21 protein-coding genes are annotated in these 21673 nt (G+C 69.6%); 11 read left to right on the forward strand and 10 right to left on the reverse strand.

What is annotated here, in order from left to right; translation table 11 throughout:
* Positions 1-30: 30 nt before the first annotated feature.
* A complete protein-coding gene (locus tag ABI214_RS03795) occupies positions 31-996 on the forward strand; it encodes a sigma-70 family RNA polymerase sigma factor (RefSeq protein ID WP_348606286.1) in 966 nt (321 codons plus the stop codon).
* Between the two features lie 106 nt (positions 997-1102).
* Here the strand turns inward: ABI214_RS03795 and ABI214_RS03800 are convergent, their stop codons facing one another.
* Both ABI214_RS03800 and ABI214_RS03805 read right to left on the reverse strand, forming a co-directional pair.
* Entirely contained in the window at positions 1103-3790 is a 2688-nt protein-coding gene (locus tag ABI214_RS03800) for a GNAT family N-acetyltransferase (protein ID WP_348606288.1), read from the reverse strand.
* Entirely contained in the window at positions 3783-5057 is a 1275-nt protein-coding gene (locus ABI214_RS03805) for an acetoin utilization protein AcuC (protein WP_348606290.1), read from the reverse strand. The genes ABI214_RS03800 and ABI214_RS03805 overlap by 8 nt, the downstream gene beginning before the upstream one ends.
* Before the next feature lie 151 nt (positions 5058-5208).
* Between ABI214_RS03805 and ABI214_RS03810 the strand changes: the two genes are divergently transcribed.
* Together ABI214_RS03810 and galE are read left to right on the forward strand one after the other, a co-directional pair.
* The gene (locus tag ABI214_RS03810; protein ID WP_348606292.1) at positions 5209-5895 is read left to right on the forward strand and encodes a metal-dependent transcriptional regulator; all 687 of its coding nucleotides are present in this window, start codon (positions 5209-5211) and stop codon (positions 5893-5895) included.
* A 41-nt stretch (positions 5896-5936) separates the two neighbouring features.
* A complete protein-coding gene (gene galE / locus ABI214_RS03815) occupies positions 5937-6932 on the forward strand; it encodes a UDP-glucose 4-epimerase GalE (RefSeq protein ID WP_348606294.1) in 996 nt (331 codons plus the stop codon).
* Here galE and ABI214_RS03820 read toward each other — a convergent pair.
* Together ABI214_RS03820 and ABI214_RS03825 are read right to left on the reverse strand one after the other, a co-directional pair.
* The gene (locus ABI214_RS03820; protein ID WP_348606296.1) at positions 6912-8075 is read right to left on the reverse strand and encodes a DUF4192 domain-containing protein; all 1164 of its coding nucleotides are present in this window, start codon (positions 8073-8075) and stop codon (positions 6912-6914) included. The genes galE and ABI214_RS03820 overlap by 21 nt on opposite strands.
* A gap of 152 nt (positions 8076-8227) precedes the next feature.
* Positions 8228-8923, reverse strand: coding sequence for a sensor domain-containing protein (locus tag ABI214_RS03825; RefSeq protein WP_348606298.1), 696 nt, complete (start codon positions 8921-8923; stop codon positions 8228-8230).
* Between the two features lie 249 nt (positions 8924-9172).
* Here ABI214_RS03825 and ABI214_RS03830 point away from each other — a divergent pair, with 249 nt between their 5' ends.
* Both ABI214_RS03830 and ABI214_RS03835 read left to right on the forward strand, forming a co-directional pair.
* Positions 9173-10120, forward strand: a complete 948-nt coding sequence (locus ABI214_RS03830) for a proteasome assembly chaperone family protein (RefSeq protein ID WP_280761229.1) — start codon at positions 9173-9175, stop codon at positions 10118-10120.
* 180 nt (positions 10121-10300) lie between these two features.
* Positions 10301-11338: an alpha/beta fold hydrolase gene (locus ABI214_RS03835; protein WP_348606300.1), complete on the forward strand. Its 1038-nt coding sequence runs from the start codon at positions 10301-10303 to the stop codon at positions 11336-11338.
* Between the two features lie 2 nt (positions 11339-11340).
* Here ABI214_RS03835 and ABI214_RS03840 read toward each other — a convergent pair whose 3' ends face one another.
* The gene (locus tag ABI214_RS03840; protein ID WP_348606302.1) at positions 11341-11535 is read right to left on the reverse strand and encodes a hypothetical protein; all 195 of its coding nucleotides are present in this window, start codon (positions 11533-11535) and stop codon (positions 11341-11343) included.
* Positions 11536-11570: 35 nt separating this feature from the next.
* Between ABI214_RS03840 and ABI214_RS03845 the strand changes: the two genes are divergently transcribed.
* From ABI214_RS03845 to ABI214_RS03860, 4 genes are all read left to right on the forward strand, one after another.
* On the forward strand, positions 11571-11939 hold the full coding sequence (locus ABI214_RS03845) for a DUF4267 domain-containing protein (protein WP_348606303.1): 369 nt from the start codon (positions 11571-11573) through the stop codon (positions 11937-11939).
* Positions 11940-12108: 169 nt separating this feature from the next.
* Positions 12109-14613 (forward strand): DEAD/DEAH box helicase, encoded by a 2505-nt coding sequence (locus tag ABI214_RS03850; protein ID WP_348606304.1) that lies wholly within the window; start codon positions 12109-12111, stop codon positions 14611-14613.
* 98 nt (positions 14614-14711) lie between these two features.
* Positions 14712-15365, forward strand: a complete 654-nt coding sequence (locus ABI214_RS03855) for a DUF4203 domain-containing protein (protein WP_348606306.1) — start codon at positions 14712-14714, stop codon at positions 15363-15365.
* A gap of 86 nt (positions 15366-15451) precedes the next feature.
* Positions 15452-15751: a DUF1540 domain-containing protein gene (locus ABI214_RS03860; RefSeq protein ID WP_348606308.1), complete on the forward strand. Its 300-nt coding sequence runs from the start codon at positions 15452-15454 to the stop codon at positions 15749-15751.
* A gap of 27 nt (positions 15752-15778) precedes the next feature.
* Here ABI214_RS03860 and ABI214_RS03865 read toward each other — a convergent pair whose 3' ends face one another.
* On the reverse strand, positions 15779-16210 hold the full coding sequence (locus tag ABI214_RS03865) for a DUF5997 family protein (RefSeq protein ID WP_348606310.1): 432 nt from the start codon (positions 16208-16210) through the stop codon (positions 15779-15781).
* Between the two features lie 74 nt (positions 16211-16284).
* On the opposite strand from ABI214_RS03865, the gene ABI214_RS03870 reads away from it, so the two are divergent.
* Entirely contained in the window at positions 16285-17013 is a 729-nt protein-coding gene (locus ABI214_RS03870) for a LysR substrate-binding domain-containing protein (RefSeq protein WP_348606312.1), read from the forward strand.
* A 64-nt stretch (positions 17014-17077) separates the two neighbouring features.
* Here the strand turns inward: ABI214_RS03870 and ABI214_RS03875 are convergent, their stop codons facing one another.
* The 3 genes from ABI214_RS03875 to ABI214_RS03885 form a co-directional block, all read right to left on the reverse strand.
* Complete coding sequence (locus ABI214_RS03875; protein WP_348606314.1) at positions 17078-18256, reverse strand: acetyl-CoA C-acyltransferase; 1179 nt, start codon at positions 18254-18256, stop codon at positions 17078-17080.
* A 154-nt stretch (positions 18257-18410) separates the two neighbouring features.
* Positions 18411-19196 carry a lipase family protein gene (locus ABI214_RS03880; protein WP_348606316.1) on the reverse strand — a complete coding sequence of 262 codons (786 nt, stop codon included), beginning with the start codon at positions 19194-19196 and terminating at the stop codon, positions 18411-18413.
* Positions 19197-19256: 60 nt separating this feature from the next.
* The gene (locus ABI214_RS03885; RefSeq protein ID WP_348606318.1) at positions 19257-20189 is read right to left on the reverse strand and encodes a LysR substrate-binding domain-containing protein; all 933 of its coding nucleotides are present in this window, start codon (positions 20187-20189) and stop codon (positions 19257-19259) included.
* Between the two features lie 165 nt (positions 20190-20354).
* Here ABI214_RS03885 and ABI214_RS03890 point away from each other — a divergent pair, with 165 nt between their 5' ends.
* Complete coding sequence (locus tag ABI214_RS03890; protein ID WP_348606320.1) at positions 20355-21038, forward strand: PhzF family phenazine biosynthesis protein; 684 nt, start codon at positions 20355-20357, stop codon at positions 21036-21038.
* Positions 21039-21050: 12 nt separating this feature from the next.
* On the opposite strand, the gene ABI214_RS03895 is transcribed toward ABI214_RS03890, so the two are convergent.
* A complete protein-coding gene (locus ABI214_RS03895) occupies positions 21051-21623 on the reverse strand; it encodes a TetR/AcrR family transcriptional regulator (protein WP_348606322.1) in 573 nt (190 codons plus the stop codon).
* Positions 21624-21673 lie beyond the last annotated feature (50 nt).

Genomic DNA, 21673 nt, shown 5'->3' on the forward strand with positions numbered 1-21673 from the left:
ATATGAGACACCCCGACGAGGAGGCCCGTCATGACAAGCCCCAGCACCACTCGACCCCGCACCGACTCCGATCTGGACGGCCAGAGCCCGGCTGCGGATCTCGTTCGCGTCTACCTGAACGGGATCGGCCGCACCGCCCTGCTGACCGCGGCTGACGAGGTGGATCTGGCGCGGCGGATCGAGGCTGGGCTGTACGCGGCCCACGTGCTGGAGACCAAGAAGCGTCTCTCGGCTGTGAAGAAGCGCGATCTGGCGACGATCGTCCGCGACGGCGAGGCCGCCCGGCGTCACCTCCTCGAAGCGAACCTGCGCCTGGTGGTGTCGCTCGCCAAGCGCTACACCGGACGCGGGATGCCGCTGCTGGACCTCATCCAGGAGGGCAACCTCGGGCTGATCCGTGCGATGGAGAAGTTCGACTACGCCAAGGGCTTCAAGTTCTCGACCTATGCCACGTGGTGGATCCGTCAGGCCATCACCCGCGGCATGGCGGACCAGAGCCGCACGATCCGCCTGCCCGTCCATCTCGTCGAGCAGGTGAACAAGCTGGCCCGGATCAAGCGGGAACTGCACCAGCAACTCGGCCGCGAGGCGACCGACGAGGAGCTCTCGCAGGAGTCGGGCATCCCGGCGCACAAGATCGCCGATCTGCTGGACCACAGCCGCGACCCGGTGAGCCTGGACATGCCCGTCGGCAACGACGAGGAGGCGCCGCTCGGTGACTTCATCGAGGACTCCGAGGCGACGTCGGCGGAGAGTGCGGTCATCGCGGGTCTGCTCCACAGCGACGTCCGCAGCGTGCTCGCGACGCTCGACGAGCGCGAGCAGCAGGTGATCCGCCTGCGCTACGGGCTCGACGACGGCCAGCCGCGCACCCTCGACCAGATCGGCAAGCTGTTCGGGCTCTCCCGTGAGCGCGTGCGCCAGATCGAGCGCGAGGTCATGGGCAAGCTCCGTCAGGGCGAGCGCGCCGACCGCCTGCGCGCCTACGCCAGCTGACCGAACACCCCCAGCCCCCGGCCGGAAGCGGGTCCCTCCCCCTCGGGATCCGCCTCCGGCCGGGTTTTTCATGCGTCGGGACCCGGTCGGACGGTCGGGTGCGTGCTCACCACTCGCGTAGCCGGCGCGGGCCCAGGTCGGCCATGCTCGGTTCGGGTCCGATCCGCACCCGGGCGTCGGTGATCTGCGCCCCTTGCGAGGACGCGAGGACCGGCTCGCACGCGAGGGAGCGCACCTCCGGCAGGTCGTCGGCCAGCGCCGACACGCGCTGCACCAGGTCGACGAGGGCCTTCTTGTTGACCGGCACCGCGCTGCGGTACCCGGACAGCAGCGGGGCCGCCTTGGGCGCGTCGATCAGTTCCGCTGCCTCGTCCTCGGTGAGCGGCAGCACCCGGTAGGCACGGTCGCCGAGCAGGTCCGAGATGACCCCGGCCAGGCCGAAGGAGATCAGCGAACCGAACGACGGGTCGTCCTGGACCCCGACGACACAGCCGATGCCCTTGGTCGCCATCTTCTGGACGTGCAGCAGCGGCTCCCCCGACGCCGTCGCCAGATCCCGGTAGGCGACGCGCACCGCGTCGGGTCCGAGCAGGTCGAGCCGGACACCGCTCAGATCGGGTCGGTGCCGCCACGACTCGCCCGTCGCCTTCACCGCCACCGGATAGCCCAGCTCGTTCGCGGCGTCGACCGCCTCGTCCTCGGTGGTCGCGGCGCGGAACTCGACGACGTGGATGCCGTAGCACTCGAGCAACTGCGACGCCTCGAAGTCCGACAGCCAACGACCGTTCGACTCGCCGAGCCAGCCCTCGACCAGCTGCCGCGCCCGGTCCGGGTCGATGCCATTGGGTCGCACCACCTTCGACACCGGCCGGCCGCGCCACGCGGCGTACCGCCAGGCCCGCGCGAGGGCCAACGCCGCGCGTTCCGGTCCGGGGAACGACGGCACCGAGCCGCGCGTCGGGTGCCCGTCGGGCCCGCGGACCGCCAGCACGTCGGGGATGCCCTCGGTCGCGAGGAAGGTGGTGAGGATCGGCTTGTCGGCGTCGAGCACCGCCTCGCGCAGCGCCTGCGCGTACGGCTCGACGGGGACGGCGACGGGCGGGGCGAACACGGCGATCACGGCGTCGACGTCGAACGACGCGAGGGCCGTCGACACCGCGTCGGCGAACACCTCGGGGGTCGCCTGCGCCCCGAGATCCACCGGCTCCCCCACCTGCAGTCCCTCGCGGCGCGCCGCATCGACGGCCAGCACCCCGAGAGCGGTCGAGTTGCCGATCACCGCCACGCGAGGTCCGGCCGGCAGCGGCTGGTACCCGAACAGCATCGCGCAGTCGAAGAGCTGCGAGATCGAGCCCACCTGCACGACGCCGGCCTGCTCGAACAGCGCGCGCACGATCGAGTCGTCCATCTCGACGCCGGTCGCGGCGAGCGCCGGCGGCACCGCATGCCGACCGCTCTTCACGGCGACGATCGGCTTGTTCCGGGCCACCCGGCGGGCGATCCGGGAGAACTTGCGGGGATTGCCGAAGCTCTCCAGGTAGAGCAGCACGACCTCGGTCTCGGGGTCGGTGTCCCAGTACTGGAGCAGGTCGTTGCCGGACACGTCGGCGCGGTTGCCGGCCGAGACGAACGTCGAGAGCCCCAGCTTGCGCTTGGCGGCCTGGTCGAGGATCGCGATACCCAGTGCACCCGACTGGCAGAAGAAGCCCACCTTGCCGGGCGTGGGCAGCACCGGCGCCAGGGTGGCGTTGAGGGACACCGCGACGTCGTTGTTGGCGACGCCGAGCGCGTTGGGGCCGATGAGCCGCATCCCGTGGGCCCGGGCGGCGTGGACGAGGCGGCGTTCGGAGTCGCGGCCGGGCGCACCCGTCTCGCTGAATCCGGCGGAGACCACGACCAGCGCCTTGACGCCCTTGGCGAGGCAGTCGTCGAGCACCGCGTCGATCGACTCGGCCGGAACCGCGACCACGGCGAGGTCGACGTCGTCGGGGATGTCGCGAACGGTCGGGTAGGCGCGGACGCCGCGGACCGACCGGTGCTCGGCGTTGACCGGGTACACCGGCCCCGAGAAGTTGCCGCGCAGCAGGTTCACCAGCACCGCGTTGCCGACCTTGGAGCTGTCGGTGGAGGCGCCGATCACCGCGACCGAACGCGGGCTGAGCACGTTGCGCACACTGCGCGCCTCCGCCGCCCGCTCCCGCGAATTCCGAACGGACAGAAGCGCTTCGGTGGGATCGATCGCGAACTCGAGGCGCAGCACGCCGCCTTCGAAGCTGCGGCTGACCTGGTATCCGGCCTCGCGGAACACCGACACCATGTTGCGGTTCTCGGCGAGGACCTCGGCGACGAACATGTTCAGCCCGTTTTCGGCGGCGGCCCCGGCCAGGTGCTCGAGCAGGATCGGCCCGAGGCCCCGGCCCTGGTGCGCGTCGGCGACGACGAATGCGACCTCCGCCGAGCGGCCGTCGCCGACGTCGAGCAGGCGCTCGTACCGCCCGACGGCGATGATCTCGTCGCCGAGGATCGCCACGAACGCCACCCGGTTGTGGTGGTCGACGGTGGTGAAGTTGACGATGTCGCGCTTCGACATCGTCGGGTAGGGGCCGAAGTAGCGCAGGTACCGGGTGCGCTCGGACAGCTTGCCGTGGAACGCCACGAGCTTCTCCGCGTCCTCCGGCACGATCGGCCGCAGGTGCACGACCCCGCCGTCCGAGGCGAGGACGTCGGCGAGCCAGTGACGCGGGAAGTTGCGCGCGCGGTCGAGGTCGGCTTCCTTGGGGCTGCCGTCAGTCACGGGGGTCCTCCGGATCGAGTCCGAGCAGTGGGAACGTGGCACGACGGGTCGCGATGATCGCCGAGTCGATCCGGGTCAACGCCCGATCCATCGACGCCACTCCGGTTTCCGGCGTGCCGCCGGGCCCATCCCATCGCAGGTACGACGTGTCCCCGCCCTCCCCCATGGTCGTCGGGAGATCGACGCTCGGGGCGAGCGTGTGCGCCTTCTCGCGCCATGATTCGGGCGTCGCTGTGGCGGGATCGATCTCGCGATCGAGCGCCGTCGCGATCAGGTGCGTCCACGATCGCGGCACGACCCGCACGAGCCCGTACCCGCCGCCGCCGACGGCGAGCCAGCGGCCCTCCGCGTAGCGGTCCGCGAGGTCTCGCATCGCCAGGTACGCCGCCCGCTGCCCGTCGATGGTGAGTGCGAGATCGGCCAGCGGATCCTCGCGATGGTTGTCCGCACCGCACTGGCTGACGACGATCTGCGGCCGGAACGCCGCGATCGCGGCGGGCACCACCGCGTGGAATCCCCGCAGCCACAACGCATCGGAGGTCCCGGGGAGCACCGGGAGGTTGATCGCGGTGCCTTCGGCCGCGCCCGTCCCGACCTCGCTCGACCACCCGGTGTTCGGCCACAGCGTCGCCGGATGCTGATGGATCGAGACTGTCAGCACCCGGGGATCACCGGTGAACGCGTGCTGCACGCCGTCACCGTGGTGAGCGTCGATGTCGATGTAGGCGATCCGGTCGAATCCGTTGTCGAGCAACCAGGAGATCGCGATCGCCGCGTCGTTGTAGACGCAGAAGCCCGACGCCCAGTCCGCCATGGCGTGGTGCATCCCGCCACCGATGCTCACGGCGCGACGCGCCCGACCCGACGCGATCTCCTTCGCCGCGGCGAGCGTGCCGCCGGCGAGGATGGCGCTGGCCTCGTGCATGCGGGGGAACACCGGGTTGTCGTCGGTGCCCAGCCCGTGGCGGGTCTCGATCTCGGGTGGCAAACCGCCGTCCGACTCGGAGCCGGCCCGTTTCACCGCGTCGATGTACGCCGGAGTGTGGATGCGGAGCAACTCGGCGTCGGGTGCCGACTGGGGACTGATCAACTCGGCGCCCTCGACGAGCCCGAGTCCGCGAGCGAGGTCCATCGTCAGCTCGAGCCGCGTCGGGTTCATCGGGTGCTGCGGACTCCACCGGTAGCTGAGGTAGTCCGGGCTCCACACCACGACGCGGTTGGTTCCGGTAGCTCGGATGCCCGGGGCGGGACCTGTCGGCGCGGTCATGGACTCAAGTTACTTCCCTCGGCGCCCACCGCGCGAGGCGCCGTCGAGACGCGCCGATCAGGCGTGCGCGGCCCGGAACGCGCGGAAGGCCCGACCGGAACCTGGAATGTGGTTTGCCCGGTAGAATCTCTCCAGACGAAGGGGTGTAAGCGTGAAGGATCTGGTCGACACCACGGAGATGTATCTCCGGACGATCTACGACTTGGAAGAAGAGGGCGTTGTCCCGCTCCGTGCACGGATCGCCGAGCGGCTCGATCAGAGCGGGCCGACGGTGAGCCAGACGGTTGCTCGCATGGAACGTGACGGGCTGCTCCAGGTGGCCGGCGATCGCCATCTCGAGCTCACCGAGAAGGGCCGCAACCTCGCGGTCTCGGTGATGCGGAAGCATCGCCTCGCCGAGCGGCTGCTCGTCGACGTCATCGGGCTCGACTGGGACCAGGTGCACGCCGAGGCCTGCCGGTGGGAGCACGTGATGAGCGAGGACGTCGAGCGACGCCTCGTCGAGGTGCTGAACAATCCCACGACGTCCCCGTACGGAAACCCCATCCCGGGTCTGTCCGAGCTGGGTCTCGATCGCCCTTCCGCCAACGCGGAGACGCTGATCCGGCTCACCGACGTCCCCGCGGGCAAGCCGACGGCCGTCGTCGTTCGCCGACTCGCCGAGCACGTGCAGTCGGATCCCGACCTGATCGGCCAGCTTCGCGAGGCAGGCGTGGTCCCCGATGCTCGGGTTACAGTCGAGACCAGGCCCGGATCGGTGACGATCACCGCGTCCGGCCACGACGAATTCGAACTTCCCGAGGAAATGGCCCACGCCGTCCAGGTGAAGCAGGTCTGACGCCTCGCTCCGCCGGATTCGGCGGGATGAGGAGACAAGCGGTGAGACTTCTGGTTACCGGCGGCGCCGGCTATGTGGGCAGTGTGTGCAGCACTGTCCTGCTCGAGCGCGGCCACGAGGTCGTCGTCGTCGACGACCTGTCGACCGGTAACGCCGACGCGGTGCCCGCGGGCGCCGAGTTCATCGAGGGTGACATCGCAGCCGTCGCCGGATCCGTACTCGGGTCCGGCGACGGCGCACCGCGTTTCGACGGTGTGCTGCACTTCGCCGCGCAGTCCCTCGTGGGCGAGTCGGTCGAGAAGCCCGAGCAGTACTGGCAGGGCAACGTGGTCACCACGTTCGCACTGCTCGAGGCCATGCGCCTGTCCGGCACGCCGCGCCTGGTGTTCTCGTCGACGGCCGCGACCTACGGTGAGCCCGAGCGGACGCCGATCACCGAGGACGATCCGACCCGGCCCACGAATCCGTACGGCGCCACCAAGCTGGCGATCGACCACGCGATCACGTCCTACGCGAACGCCCACTCGCTCGCGGCGACGAGCCTGCGCTACTTCAACGTTGCGGGCGCGTACAAGGGCGCCGGTGAGAACCGTGTCGTGGAAACGCATCTCATCCCCCTCGTGCTCCAGGTCGCGCTGGGTCAGCGCGAGAAGATTTCGGTGTTCGGAACCGACTGGCCAACCAAGGACGGCACCGCGGTCCGGGACTACATCCACGTGCTGGATCTCGCCGAGGCCCATCTCCTCGCGCTCGAGTCGTCCGAGCCAGGCAGCCACAAGATCTACAACCTGGGCAGCGGCGCGGGATTCACTGTCCGCGAGGTAATTTCGGCGTGTGAGCGGGTGACGGGGCTCCCCATCGCAGCCGAGGACGCGCCCCGCCGCGCGGGCGATCCCGCCGTCCTCATCGCGTCGAGCGACCGCGCGATCGCCGAGCTCGGTTGGCGCCCCGCGCACACCGATCTCGACGAGATCGTCGCCGACGCCTGGACGTACCTGCAGGCTCTGGGCGATCGGTCACACGCCGCCCGGCGGTAGCGGCTCGAGTGGCGGCAGCTGCACCCCGAGATCGTGCGCGATCCGGTAGCCGACCGACGCGAGGTCTCGGAGTGCAGCGGGCCTGACCCCCGCCTGGAGTGCGTCGTCGAGCAGGCCCGCCAGACGGTGGCACGGGTCGGCGGCGAGCGCGGCGCACAACGCGACACCGGCCATGGGCCCGTCGCCGCGCAGGTATGCGCTGTACCCGAGCAGCGCGAGCGGCTCGGCGCGTTCGGGATCGGGCAGGGTCCGGGCCAGATGCACCCACATCTGCTCGGCCGCGGACGCCTGCTCCCCCGCCGAGAGCGCGAGAAGCGAGTCCCGGACGGTGAGGTTCTCGAGCGCAAGAGCGAGTTCGGCGTTCTCCTCCGGGGAGATCTCGTCTCCCGACTGGTGCTGCGCGATCCGCGTCAGGACGTACTCGAGACAGTCACGGGCGGCCCGGTCCGGGTCGGCGGCCGCGCGGGTGAGGGCGACGCGGCGCGCGCTGTCTTCGCGCGCGGTGTCGATCAGGTCGGCTATCCGCTCCTGCACCTCCGGCGAGGAGGGATCGAGCACGGCCTCGAGCTCCTCACGGGAACCGCGGATGGCCCGCCCTTCGAGGACCTGAGCGGCCGCGACCGCGGAGGCCGTGGGGTCGGGCAGGATTCCGCAATCGGCGCCGGTGAGGTCCCGCCATGGCGCCCCGGCCTCGATTCGCGAACAGATGTGCACTGCGGACAGATCGATTCCACTGCGGTGCAACAACTCCCGAAACCTCTCCATGATGGCCACGTGAGCGGCGAGGTCGGCGGTCCGAGCGTGGGGCGGGATCCGATCGTCGACGACGACCACCAGCATCCGGTCGGCGCCCTCCCGGACCGCGACGGCCGCGAACTGGTCGAGGACCAGGTCCATCACCCCGCCCGCGTGTCCGGGCTCGTCGAGGAGCAGGTCGTGCCGCATCACGGCCCCGACGCTCGTCCCGGTCAGGCAGATCGCCACGAGGGAGCGGCGGGGATGGAACCCCAGCAAGGCCGGCACCGCGCTGATCAGCGCGCCCGGATCGGATATCCGCACCGCGCAGCGGGTGCCGAATTCCGAACCGGCACTGTGCGGGTCCGAAGGAGAGTGCGAGTCATGTGAGAAGGCTGATGTCGTCATGCGTCGACCTTGCCGCGCACGGCGTCGACCGAGCCGCTCACGACCTGGGAGTTCCGTGGAGCTGTGGATGGCGCCCGGGACTGTGTACAACATCGCCGACGGACCACTTCCCGCGCCGGTCGGTGTCGGAGCCCGCTGCTAGGTTCGCCGCCTCATCCCGCCCGCACCTTCGCGACCGCCGACGCGAAGAGGGCACCGAGCACCGCGGGGTCGGTCACGTCCCCGAACGACATCGCCGTCGCCTGGACCCGCACTCCGTCGATCTGCGCGAGGAGCGTCACCATCGACTGCGTGACGGCCTGTCCGCCCTGGCCCGAACTCACCGATCGCCGCAGCGCGAGCGTCTCGTCGGCACCGATCTGCGGCGGCGGGGTGAGGGCGGTTCGTACGACGGCGTCGACTCCGTTCCGGGTGGCCGTCACCTGGGGGCAGTCGACGACGTACGCCGCGAACTCGGAGAGCGGGGTGTCCACGCGAACCAGTTCGATCGTGATCGTCGATCGGTTCGCGCTGTCGGTCCCTACGACCATCGCGGTGCCGTCCGGGCCGTAGTCCTGCGACGGCGGCTTGCACCCCGCGGGATCGACCCTCGCTCCCGGTGCGATCCCGGTCAGATCGGGTGCGGCCTGCGACACCGCCTGCGGGGGAAGGACGACGGCCGGATACTGCGGCGGGAACGTGGACGGCTCGAGGAGCAAGTCACCGAGCGACCGTGAGCCGGCGGGCTCGACGTCGGCCGGTTGAGCCGCACCGTGCACCTCCGTGGAACATCCTGCGACCAGCATCCCGGCACCGAGCAGCATCGATCCGAGCACCAGGCCGGGCGCGACGCGCGTCCGCTGCGACATACCCGAGCCTCCCGACTGTCGATCGTCTCGATCCAACGCACAGCGTGACACACCACGCCCGCCGCACGCCTCGAACGGCAAAGAGTGGACGCCACGGGAATCGTCGGCGGCCACCGGGCGTTGGAGTTCGCAGGGCGCCGTCCGATGATCTTGGTCGGCGCCGGTTGATGTGCCCGTTCCTCCCCTTTTCGGTCCGCGGGACGTGGTGAGGGACACTGGAAGCAGACGTTCGAAGGAAAAGGAGCCGTCATGGACGAGCAGTCGAAGATGTACGAGCTGGAGTTCCCGGCACCGCATCTGTCCTCCGCCGACGGCCTGGGCCCGGTCCTGGTTCACGGCCTCGAGGGATTCTCCGATGCCGGACACGCCGTGAAGCTGGCCACCAAGCACCTGCGCGAGAGCCTCGAATCCGAGCTCGTCGCCTCGTTCGCCGTCGACGAGCTGATCGACTACCGGTCGCGTCGGCCCACGATGACGTTCAAGGCCGACCACTTCTCCGACTTCGAGGCCCCGGAGCTCAACCTGTACGCCTTGCGCGACACTGCCGGGACCCCGTTCCTGCTGCTCGCCGGGATGGAGCCGGATCTGCGCTGGGAGCGCTTCACGACCGCGGTGCGTCTGCTCGCCGAGCAGTTGGGGGTGCGCCGGACCGTCGGGATCAACGCGATTCCGATGGCGATTCCCCACACCCGTCCGCTGAGCGTGACGGCGCACTCGACCAACAAGGACCTGATCAAGGATCACCACCGCTGGTCGGGCGAGCTCCAGGTGCCCGGGAGCGCGTCGTCGCTCCTGGAGTTGCGGATGAGCCAGCACGGCCACGAGTCGGTCGGGTTCTCCGTGCACGTCCCGCACTACCTGGCACAGACCGACTACCCCGCCGCCGCGGAGACCCTGCTCGAGAACGTCATGGAGATCGCCGATCTCGAGCTGCCGCTGGCCGCACTCGGCGAGGCGTCCGCGCGCGTGCGCGAGCAGATCGACGAGCACATCGCGGCGAACGAGGAGGTGCAGGCCGTGGTCCGCGCGCTCGAGAACCAGTACGACTCGTACGTCGCCGCCCAGGAACAGCAGTCGACGCTCCTCGCCACCGACGACGACCTGCCGAGCGGTGAGGAGCTGGGCGCGGAGTTCGAACGGTTCCTGGCCGAACAGGCACGGCTCGACGACGATCACGGGGACGAAAAGGACGACTGAGTTCGTCGATCGGCCGGTCATTTGGTCGCCCGTCCAGGTATGGTCGGGGGCGTAACCTATCCGTTATCCGACGTCATATAGACGACAAGTAGGATACCTACACTCTCGGTACACGGATATACTCGGACGATCAACATCTGAGCGGTGCCCGCCTGCCGGGCATCGGCTTCAGGAGGCGATATGAGCGACTCTCGCACGCGCATGCTCCGCCCGGTACCCGACACCGAGCCACGGCTCGCATTCCGGACCATCCACGGGTACCGGCGCGCGTTCCGGATCGCCGGTGAGGGACCGGCGGTCCTCCTTCTGCACGGAATCGGCGACAACTCGTCGACCTGGAGCGAGATCATCCCGCACCTGGCGCAGAACTACACGGTCGTCGCACCCGATCTCCTGGGCCACGGACGCTCGGACAAGCCGCGTGCCGACTACTCGGTCGCCGCATATGCGAACGGCATGCGCGATCTGCTGTCGGTGCTGGGCATCGACAGGGTCACCGTCATCGGGCATTCGCTCGGCGGCGGCGTCGCGATGCAGTTCGCGTACCAGTTCCCGCACATGGTCGACCGCCTGGTGCTGGTGTCGGCGGGCGGGGTGACGAGGGACGTCCACCCGCTGCTGCGGCTCATCTCGATGCCGGTAGTCAACGAGGCCCTCAAGCTGCTACGGATTCCCGGCGCGATGACGGCGGTCCGTACCGTCGGCGAGGTGGTCTCGCGGGTCCACGGCTCGCCGCTGCGCCCCGGGACGATGCTGCACGACACCCCGGACCTGGTTCGGGTGCTCGGCGAGTTGCCCGATCCCACCGCGTACGAGGCGTACCTGCGGACGCTGCGGTCCGTCGTCGACTGGCGCGGTCAGGTGGTGACGATGCTGGACCGCTGTTACCTCACGGAAAACCTCCCGGTGCAGCTCATCTGGGGTGAACGCGATTCGGTGATCCCGGTCAGCCACGCCCGCCTCGCGCACTCGGCCATGCCGGGCTCACATCTCGAGATCTTCGAGAACGCCGGCCACTTCCCCTTCCGCGACGACCCGCTGCGCTTCCTGACCGTCGTCGAGAACTTCCTCACGTCGACGGCCCCGCTCGAGTTCGACGAGAGCCGCTGGCGCAACCTGCTGATGAACGGCGTCGGCGAGGGCGCCATCTCGGGTGCGCCCGAGGCCCGCATGGCGGTGCTCGACGCGATGGGATCCGACGAGCGCAGCGCCACCTGAGCTCAGCCGAACAGCTCCGCCAGCGCCGCGACGCGTCGGGGCGCGTTATCGGGCGAGAGGCGCTGGCCGCCGGACAACACGCACATTCCGTGCAGCGCTCCAGAAGACCTCGCCCGGGTCTCGGCGAAACGCAGGTATGCCTCGACGAACGCCGTCAGGCGACCGGCCTCTGCGACGCCGACCGTCGCCCGCATCATCGCTGACAGCAGTCCTACCGCCGAAAGGAAGGCACATGCTCTCGTGGATCGGACTCGTCATAAGCTGGATCGGGGCGCTCGGGATCATCGCGATCGGCGTCGCGTACCTCGCCAGGAACGAAGGTAACGCCGCAGGGTTCGGCCTGCCCGTCAGCCCCGCACCCGAGGCACGCGGCTGGTGGCAGGTCAAGGGAATCCGGGACGTCGCCACGGGCCTGCTGGTGATCGTCTTCAGCTTCGCCGCGCGCGACCAGCTCGCCCTGCTGATCCTGATACTTGCCGTCATCCCCGTCGGCGACATGTTCATCATCCTCGGCAACAAGGGAAACCGTAAGGCCGCGTATGCAATCCACGGGACCACCGCGCTCGCGATGATCCTCGCCGGCATCCTGCTCACCGTGTGACCCCTCACCGACCAGATTAGGAGACAAGCCTCGCTGGAGGAACTCTCCGCAGCGCAGGACGAGTACGACAACCATTTCGTCGACGCGCCGCTGTGGTGGCAGGACCGCAACGCGACGCTTCCGCACCGACCTGGTGCAGGCCCCGTCCGGCGACCGATAGCCTGTATCGATGCTCCTCACAGACCTCGTTCCCGCCAGCCCCGACGCCGACGCCCTGTTCGACGCCTTCACGTCGTGGACGAGCGAACGTGGCCTGCAGCTGTATCCGGCGCAGGAGGAGGCGCTCATGGAGCTGGTCTCCGGGGCGAACGTCATCCTGGCCACCCCCACCGGTTCCGGCAAGTCCATGGTCGCGCTGGGCGCGCACTTCTTCGCGCTCGCGGAGGGCCGGAGGACGTTCTACACCGCACCGATCAAGGCGCTGGTCAGCGAGAAGTTCTTCGCGCTGTGCGAGGTGTTCGGGGCCGACAACGTCGGAATGATGACCGGAGACGCGTCGGTGAACTCGTCGGCGCCGATCATCTGCGCGACCGCCGAGATCGTCGCCAACCTCGCGCTGCGCGAGGGCCCGGGTTCCGACATCGGCCAGGTCGTGATGGACGAGTTCCACTTCTACTCCGAGCCGGATCGTGGCTGGGCGTGGCAGGTTCCGCTGATCGAGCTTCCGCAGGCCCAGTTCCTGCTGATGTCGGCGACCCTCGGCGACGTCACGCACCTGCGCGAGGACCTCACCCGCCGGACCGGCCGACCTACGACGGAGGTGTCGGGCTCCGAACGCCCGGTGCCACTGCATTTCTCGTACTCGCAGACCCCGATCGGCGAGGCGATCGAGGAACTCGTCACCACCCACCAGGCCCCGGTGTACGTCGTGCACTTCACGCAGGCCGCAGCGCTCGAACGCGCGCAGGCGCTGACGAGCGTCAATCTGTGCACCCGCGCGGAGAAGGATGCGATCGCCGAGGCGATCGGCGCGTTCCGGTTCACGACCGGGTTCGGGAAGACGCTGTCGCGCTTGGTCCGTCACGGCATCGGCGTCCACCACGCCGGCATGCTGCCCAAGTACCGGCGCCTCATCGAGCGGCTGGCGCAGGACGGGCTGCTCAAGGTCATCTGCGGCACCGACACGCTGGGCGTCGGCATCAACGTACCGATCCGCACCGTGCTGCTCACGGGCTTGACCAAGTTCGACGGCACCCGCACCCGCCAGTTGCGGGCGCGCGAGTTCCACCAGATCGCCGGGCGTGCCGGCCGGGCCGGCTACGACACCATGGGCACGGTCGTCGTGCAGGCCCCCGAGCACGAGATCGAGAACGTGCGGGCGCTCGCGAAGGCGGGCGACGACCCGAAGAAGCGCCGGAAGGTGCAGCGCAAGAAGGCACCCGAGGGATTCGTCTCGTGGGGCGAGGGCACGTTCGACAAGCTGATCGTGGCGTCCCCCGAGCCGCTCAGCTCGAGGTTCTCGGTGAGCAACTCGATGCTGCTCAACGTGATCGCCCGCCCGGGCAACTGCTTCCAGGCGATGCGTCACCTGCTCGAGGACAACCACGAGCCGCGTCCCGCGCAGCGCCGGCACATCCTCAAGGCGATCCGCCTCTACCGCGGACTGCTGCAGGCCGGCATCGTCCAGCAACTCGACGAGCCCGACGAGTACGGCCGGATGGCCCGGCTGACGGTGGACCTGCAGCGCGACTTCGCACTCAACCAGCCACTGTCGCCGTTCGCGCTGGCGTCGCTCGAACTGCTCGACGTCGAATCGCCCAGCTACGCACTCGACGTCGTGAGCGTGATCGAGTCGACGCTCGACGATCCGCGGCAGATCCTCATGGCGCAGCAGCACGCGGCGCGCGGTGAGGCGGTGGCCGAGATGAAGGCCGATGGCATCGAGTACGAGGAGCGCATGGAGCTCCTCGAGGAGATCACCTGGCCGAAGCCGTTGGCGGACTTACTGTTCCCCGCGTTCGAGACGTACCGCGCGGGTCACCCGTGGATGAACGAGTTCGCGCTCTCCCCCAAGTCCGTTGTCCGGGACATGGTGGAGCGGTCGATGACCTTCGCCGAGCTGGTCAGCCACTACGGCCTCGCCCGCTCCGAGGGCCTGGTGCTGCGCTATCTCGCCGACGCGTATCGCGCGCTGCGGCAGACGGTTCCCACCGAGGCACGCACCGAGGAAATCGAGGACCTCACCGAGTGGCTGGGTGAGCTGATCCGCCAGGTGGATTCGAGCCTGCTCGACGAGTGGGAGCAGCTCACCAACCCGGGTGCCGAGTCCGACGACCAGCAGGTCGCGTTCGGCGCGGACACGCCGCGCCCGATCACCGCGAACACCCGCGCCTTCAAGGTGATGGTCCGCAACGCGATGTTCCGGCGCGTCGAGCTCGCATCGAGGCAGCGCTGGGACGAGCTCGCCGAACTGGGCGACGGCCTCGACGCCGACGACTGGGCCGATCTGATGGAGCTGTACTTCGACGAGTACGACGAGATCGGGACCGGCCCGGCCGCCCGCGGTCCGCTGCTCTTCCAGGTCACCGTCGAGCCGACGCTGTGGCGGGTCCGACAGGTACTCGAGGACCCCCAGGGCGACCACGGGTGGGCCCTACTCGGCGAGGTCAACCTCGCAGAGTCCGACGCGGCCGGCGAGGTCATCTTCGACGAGTTCGAGGTCGCGGAGGGCTGATCTCACCTCGCGATCGGTGGTGTGGCCGGCCGAGGTGGCGTCGAAGGTGCGCGACGCATACCTCGGCGCAAACCTGCCGAACCGGGTACCTTTTCCGCATGTCGGACATCGTGATCGGGATCTTGGCCATCGTCGTCGGCGCGGTCTTCTGCTTCCGCGGTGTGCCCGCGATGCGGTTCGTGATCGCTCTCTGGGGCGCGTTCGCCGGCCTGAATCTCGGTGCGGGCCTGGTGTCCGCGATCACGGGTGACAATTACCTCGGCACGGTGCTCGGATGGATCGTCGGCGTCCTGGTGGCCGTCCTCTTCTCCGTGCTCGCCTACCTGTATTACGCGGTGGCGGTGACGCTCATGATGGCGTCGGTCGGCTTCGCCCTCGGCACGGCCGCGACGGTGGCCGTGGGCGTCACCTGGGACTGGGTGATCGTCACCGTCGGCGTGATTCTCGGTGTGGCACTGGCGGTCCTCACACTCGCGGTCGACCTGCCGGCCGCACTGCTCGTGGTGGTGAGCGTCCTCGGCGGAGCGGTCGCGATCGTCGGCGGCGCGATGCTCCTCACCGGAGTCCTCGACACCGCCGACTTCGACGACACGTCGACCACCGAGACCATCGGCGACGGCTGGTGGTGGTACGCGCTCTACCTGGTCCTCGTCGTGGCCGGCATGGTGGCACAGTTGCGGATGCTCGGGCGCGAGCGATCGCTCCGCGAGCAGTGGCAGCCGTCCACCGCAGAGCACGCTCAATCTGCTTAGGGCAGCCCATCCTGGCTGGTCGGGACCCCACCCCGCGGATACCGTGAGGGGCACGAGGACAACTGCCGAGATGTCCGGAGGGCCACATGACCACGATGGAAATGCCCCACGTCACCGACTGCACAGTCACGAACTGTTCGTACAACCACGACGGCTGTCACGCCTACGCGATCAACGTCGCCGGCAGCAACGGCAGCGCCGACTGCGGGACGTTCATCCCGCTGTCGACCAAGGGCGGGCTCGAGACCGTGACGAGCATGGTCGGGGCGTGCCAGCGCGCCGACTGCGCCCACAACCGGGACCTCGAGTGCACCGCCAGTGAGATCCGAGTCGGTGCCGGTTCAGGCGAACACGCGGCTCGCTGCCTCACCTACACCGCACGCTGATCGTCACGGCGAAGCGCTCGAGCAGGACTACGCGTAAGGCTTGAACGGTCCGGCGTTGCGCGGCTTGCGGTTGGACTCCTCACGCTTGGTGGCGTGGAGTTCCTTGACCCGCTGCTCCTCCTTGCGGACCTCGACGAGGCTGGACCGCTCGGCGACCAGCCAGTCGGGCTGATCGGCGAGGAGCGCGTCGATCTCCGCCGTGGTGAGCGCCTCGTCGACCCCGCCGCGGGCCAGGCCCGCGATGGAGACGCCGAGCTTGGCGGCGACGACGGGACGCGGGTGCGGACCGTCCTTGCGGAGTGCAACGAGCCACTCCGGCGGGTTGGTCTGCCATTCGTTCAACTCGTCGCGCGAGACCACGCCGTCCTGGAACTCGGCGGGGGTGGCCTGGAGGTACACACCCAGCTTCTTCGCGGCGGTGGCCGGCTTCATCGTCTGGGGGGTCTTCTGCGACGTCATACGTCAAGGGTAACGAGGTCGCTCCACGCTGCCGCATCGGTGGGCCACCGAAAGGCGGCGGGTAGCCTGACCGGGTGACCGACGCGACCGACCCCCGACCGTTCCGGCTCGCGTACGTCCCTGGCGTGACGCCCGCCAAGTGGGTGCGAATCTGGGGCGAACGCATGCCCGACGTCCCGCTCGAGCTGGTCAGCACCACCGCGGCCGAGGCCCCGGGGCTGTTGCGCGCGGGCGGCGCGGACGCCGGGCTGGTGCGTCTGCCGATCGAACGCGACGAGCTGAGCGTCATCGCGCTGTACGAGGAGATTCCGGTGGTGGTCGTGCCGAAGGACCACGTGGTCACCGCCGCCGACGACGTGTCCGCCGCGGATCTGGCGGACGAGATCGTGCTGGACCCGCACGACGACACCCTCGAGTGGTCGACCCGACCGGGCACGCCGGCACTGCACCGCCCCGACACCACCGGCGACGCCGTCGAACTCGTCGCGGCCGGCGTGGGGGTGCTGGTGGTGCCGCAATCGCTCGCACGACTGCACCACCGCAAGGACCTGACCTACCGCACCGTCACCGACGGCCCGCTCTCCCCCGTCGCCCTGGCGTGGCCGGCTGGGTCGACCACCGAGCTGGTGGAGGAGTTCGTCGGCATCGTGCGGGGGCGCAGCATCAACAGCTCCCGCGGTCGTGGTGCGCCCGAACCGGCGCCCAAGCGCACCGCTTCGCAGAAGGCGGCGGCCAAACGTGCGGCCCGCGCGGAGGCAGGCAAGGTGCCGCCACCGCGGAAACCCCGGCGCGGCAAGCGCTGACGCGCCCGTGCGCGGTGGCCGAGTCCGCTGACTCGGCCACCGCGCACGGACAGCGCAGCTGTCTCTACACCTCGAGGATCATGGCGATGCCCTGACCGCCGCCACCGCACAGCGCCGCGGCACCCTTGCCGCCGCCACGCGCCTTGAGCGAATGCGCCAACGAGAGGGCGATGCGGGCACCGGACATGCCGACGGGGTGGCCGAGCGCGATCGCGCCACCGTTGACGTTGACCTTCTCCGCGTCGACGCCGAGCTTACGCACGGACGCGATCGCGACACCGGCGAACGCCTCGTTGATCTCCAGCAGGTCGAGATCGGCGACGGTGGTGTCGCCGTCGCGCTTCAGCGCGGCCTCGATCGCGTTCGCGGGCTGGTGCAGCAGCGAGGTGTCGGGTCCCGCGACGAGGGCGTGCGAGCGGATCTCGGCAAGCCACTCGATGCCACGCTCGATCGCAAGCTCCTTGCGCATCACGACGACCGCGGCCGCGCCGTCCGACAGCTGCGAGGACGCGCCCGCGGTGATGGTGCCGTCCTTCGCGAACGCCGGACGCAGCTTGCCGAGCGACTCCACGGTGGTCTGCGCGCGGATGCCCTCGTCCTCGGACACGGTGACAGTGCCCTTGCGGGAAGAGATTTCGACGGGTGCGATCTCCGCAGCGAACGCGCCGGACTCGGTCGCGCCGGCCGCGAGGCGGTGCGAGCGGGCGGCGAACTCGTCCTGCTCGGCGCGGGTGATGTTCTCCCCGGCCTGGTAGCGCTCGGTGGAGGCACCCATCGAGATGCCGTCGAACGCACACGTCAGCGCGTCGCGATCGAGGGCGTCCTCGAAGCCGGTCGAACCGTACTTCAGACCCTGGCGGGCACCGCGCACCACGTAGGGCGCGCCGGTCATCGACTCCATGCCGCCCGCAACCACGACGTCGGCGGCGCCGGTGGCGATCAGGCGGTCGGCCTGCATGATCGCCTCGAGTCCGGACAGGCACAGGTTGTTGACAGTGGTCGCCGGCACGGTCATCGGCAGACCCGCCCCGACCGCTGCCTGGCGGGCCGGGTTCGGGCCGACGCCGGCCTGCACGACGGTCCCCATCACCACGGCGTCGACGCCGTCGGTACCCACCCCGGCGCGCTCGACCGCCGCCGCGATGGCGTGCGCGCCGAGGTCCACGGCGGTCAGGGAGGCGAACGCCCCAGACAGTTTGCCGATCGGGGTCCGGGCCCCCGCAACGATGACACTGGTGCTCAAGCCAGCTCACTCCTTCGTCTCTCTTGGATCCCGTGCGAGCACGCCCACCGAACCGTGACGCGGCTCGCACCTGTGAATCTTCGCACCTGCGACGGTCGACGTCTCGGTCAGCACCGGCGTCCGCGCCGTGCCCGCAGCGTCCTCGGACGCCGAGTCACTTGCGGCAGGCCATGTCCAGCGTGACGGTTCCGGGTGAGAGCCCGTACAGGTACGTGTTCAGCGAATGCGCACAGCCCAGGCTCCACCTGGCGTACGTCAGCGAATCGAACGCATAGCCGGTGTTGACGTGCTGATAGTTGTCGAGCGGGTCGAGCGGGAAGTACGGGACCGGATCGACGATGTTGTAGATCCGCCACGACACGGTACTGAGCTCCCCGTATCGCGCCGCAAAGTTCGCGTCGCCCACTTTCGGCGACGCGAACGTCCACGCCTGGGGCTTCAGCGCGTCGTTGGCCGCGAGATCGGCGACGAGAAGTGTCGACAGGGCGCCACCGAGGCTGTGACCGGTCACGACCAGCGGCACCGCCGGGTCGATCGCCGACACCAGACCTCGCGTTCCGGCCGCGACGCCGGACTCCCCCGGTCGCATCGTGGACATGGTGTCGTAGAGATCGAGGAAACCCTCGGCCACCCTCCCGCCGCCGCTCACCTGCGCGAACGGAACCGGCGCCCAGTGCAGATCGTCCACCCACTCGGCGGGGGTCGCGGTGCCGCGAAGCGCGATCACCTGGACCGTCGGCGTCCCGCCGGCCGCGAGGAACCCGAAGAACACCGGGGTCGATCCCGACAGATCGTCCATCTGGATGGTGCGAACGAGCGAGTACCCCGCCGGCAGCGACATCGATGCCGGATTCACCACACCCGGGGCCGCAAAGAACTGGTCGTAGGCCGCTTGCACGAACGGACCCCATCCGGCAGCGACCGCGGTGTCCATCGGCATCTCGCCTCCTCGTGACCACCCGATCATCCCCCGCCGCGGCGCACCGCAGGAGCGGAACGGTCAGCTTCGGTCCGCGGCGGCTCCCGCCGGGGCGACCTCGCGCAGCAGCTCGGCCAACTGCCGGTAGCTCTCGGCGCGCCCGCTCGAGGCTCGGAAGACCAGCCCGATAGTGCGCCCGGGCACGGGTTCGGAGAACCGGGCCGTCGCCAGATCGCCGCGACGGGTCTCGACCGGCACCGCGGAGTCCGGAACCAGGGTCACCCCCAATCCCCCTGCGACGCACTGCACCACGGTGGCCAGCGACGTCGCCCGGGTGTCACCGGACAGCGGGTGCGCGTCGACCGAGCGGCACAGATCCAACGTTTGATCACGCAGGCAGTGCCCCTCGTCGAGCAGGAGCAGGGGCAGCTCGTCGAGCACGTCGAGCGGGAGGTCGTCGCGACCGGCGAACGCGTGATCCTTGGGCAGGACGACCACGAAGTCCTCGGTGTACAAAGGAAGCTCGATGAGCCCGGGCGCCTCGGACGGCAGCGCCAGCACGGCGACGTCGATCGCGCCGGTCCGCAGCGCCTCGAGCAGTCGCGCGGTCTGGTCCTCGATGACCTGCGGAACCAGCGCAGGCATCTCCCGGCGCAGCGCCGGTAGCAGCGCGGGCAACACGTAGGGCGCGACGGTCGGGATCAAACCCATGCGCAGGGGGCCGACGAGCTTGTCCCCCACCCCGGCCGCGGCGGCGACGAAACTGTCCGCGGCATCGAGGATCAGCTTGGCCTGTGTAAGCAGTTGCTCACCGGCCGCCGTGACGAGGACGCGCCGGGTGCTGCGCTCGATCAGCTGCACGCCCAGGCCGTTCTCGAGCGATGCAAGGGCTTGGGAGAGAGTGGGCTGACTCACACTCAAACGCGCTGCGGCGGTGCCGAAATGGCGGTACTCGGCCACCGCGACGAAGGCCCGCAGCTGCGACAGTGTTGGTTGGTACGTCCCATCAGCCATGCCTATCAGTATAGGGCCACCTATCACCTTTACCTTTCGTTTAGGCTTCGGCACCATGGAGGCACGGCGATCCTCGGCCGCCCAGGACCTCGATTCACCCGACGTGCCGTCGACACGCAGCCACGCCGGCGGGACTCCGGCCGCGTCCGGGATAACCTGAGCCCCATGGCAGCCGAGGTCCATGTCGTCCGCGTGTTCACCGATCCCGATGGGAAGCACGGCAATCCACTCGGCATCGTCGACGCGGCGGCCGTCGTCGACGACGCCGATCGCCAGGCCCTCGCGAAGCAACTCGGCTTCAGCGAGACGGTGTTCGTCGACCTCCCCGAACCCGGCACCCGCACGGCACGCGCCCGGATCTTCACGCCCGCGGCCGAGCTTCGCTTCGCCGGCCATCCGACCGTAGGACTCGCAGCCTGGCTCGAGCGGGGCGGATTCGAGGTCGACGCCCTCGAGGTGCCGGCCGGCCGCGTCGAGACGCGCGCACGGCACGGCGCGACATGGGTTCGCACACAGCCCGATTGGGCCCCCGAGTTCACGATCCACCCGATGCCGCACGTCGAGGATGTCGCGCACGCCCGGGCCCGCGACTTCACCGACGGGCACCACTACATCTGGGCGTGGGAGGACGAACTCGAGGGCCGGATCCGGTCCCGGATGTTCGCCCCCGACCTCGGCATCACCGAGGACGAGGCCACGGGGTCGGCGGCCGTGCGGATCACCGCGCACCTGCGGCGGGCCCTGTTCATCACCCAGGGACGCGGCTCGCGGATCCACACCACATTCGGCGACGACGGCAGCGTGGAGGTCGGCGGCCTGGTCCGATTCGAGCACACGATCGTCGCTTGATCGCGCGGCCCGTCAGTCCGGCACGACGCGGCGGACGGCAGCCTCGACGAGGTCGTCGATCTCCTTGTCCGAGAACAGGTCCGGCAGGGTCAACTGGTCGACGATCAGCCAGTTCAACGCCATGTAAAGCAGCGTCACCGTCGTCGGGTCGCCCGGCATCTCGGCCGCGAGATGGTTGGCGATGTTGAAGTCCAGGTCCTGCCGCACCCGCTCGGTGAGGACCGCGCGCAGTTCGGGTCGCCGGGTCGCTTCCAGCCGCAGCTCGAGCAGCGCGAGGAATCCGGTGCGGAACGCGGCGACGCGGCCGACGGTCTCGCGCATCAGTGCGGTGAGGTGGTCCCGGTCGTGCGCGCCGTGCAGGCTGAGATCGAGGGTCGCGTCGTCCGGCTTCAGCCGCTCGTAGACGCGCATCCCGGCCTGCGTCAGCAGGTCGTCCCGGTTGGCGAAGTAGTTCGACGCGGTCCCGGGCGGCACCCCGGCCTCCACGTCGACCGCCCGGAACGTCAGACCGCGCGCGCCCTCCCGGGCGAGCACCTCGATCGCACCGTCGACGAGCGCCGCCCGCCGCTCAGTATTCCGCCGCACCTTGACACCACTCCATCCGTAGTACTAACTTCACAACCACTTCACTCAGA

It is taken from the genome of Prescottella soli, from assembly GCF_040024445.1.
GTDB lineage: Bacteria > Actinomycetota > Actinomycetes > Mycobacteriales > Mycobacteriaceae > Prescottella > Prescottella soli.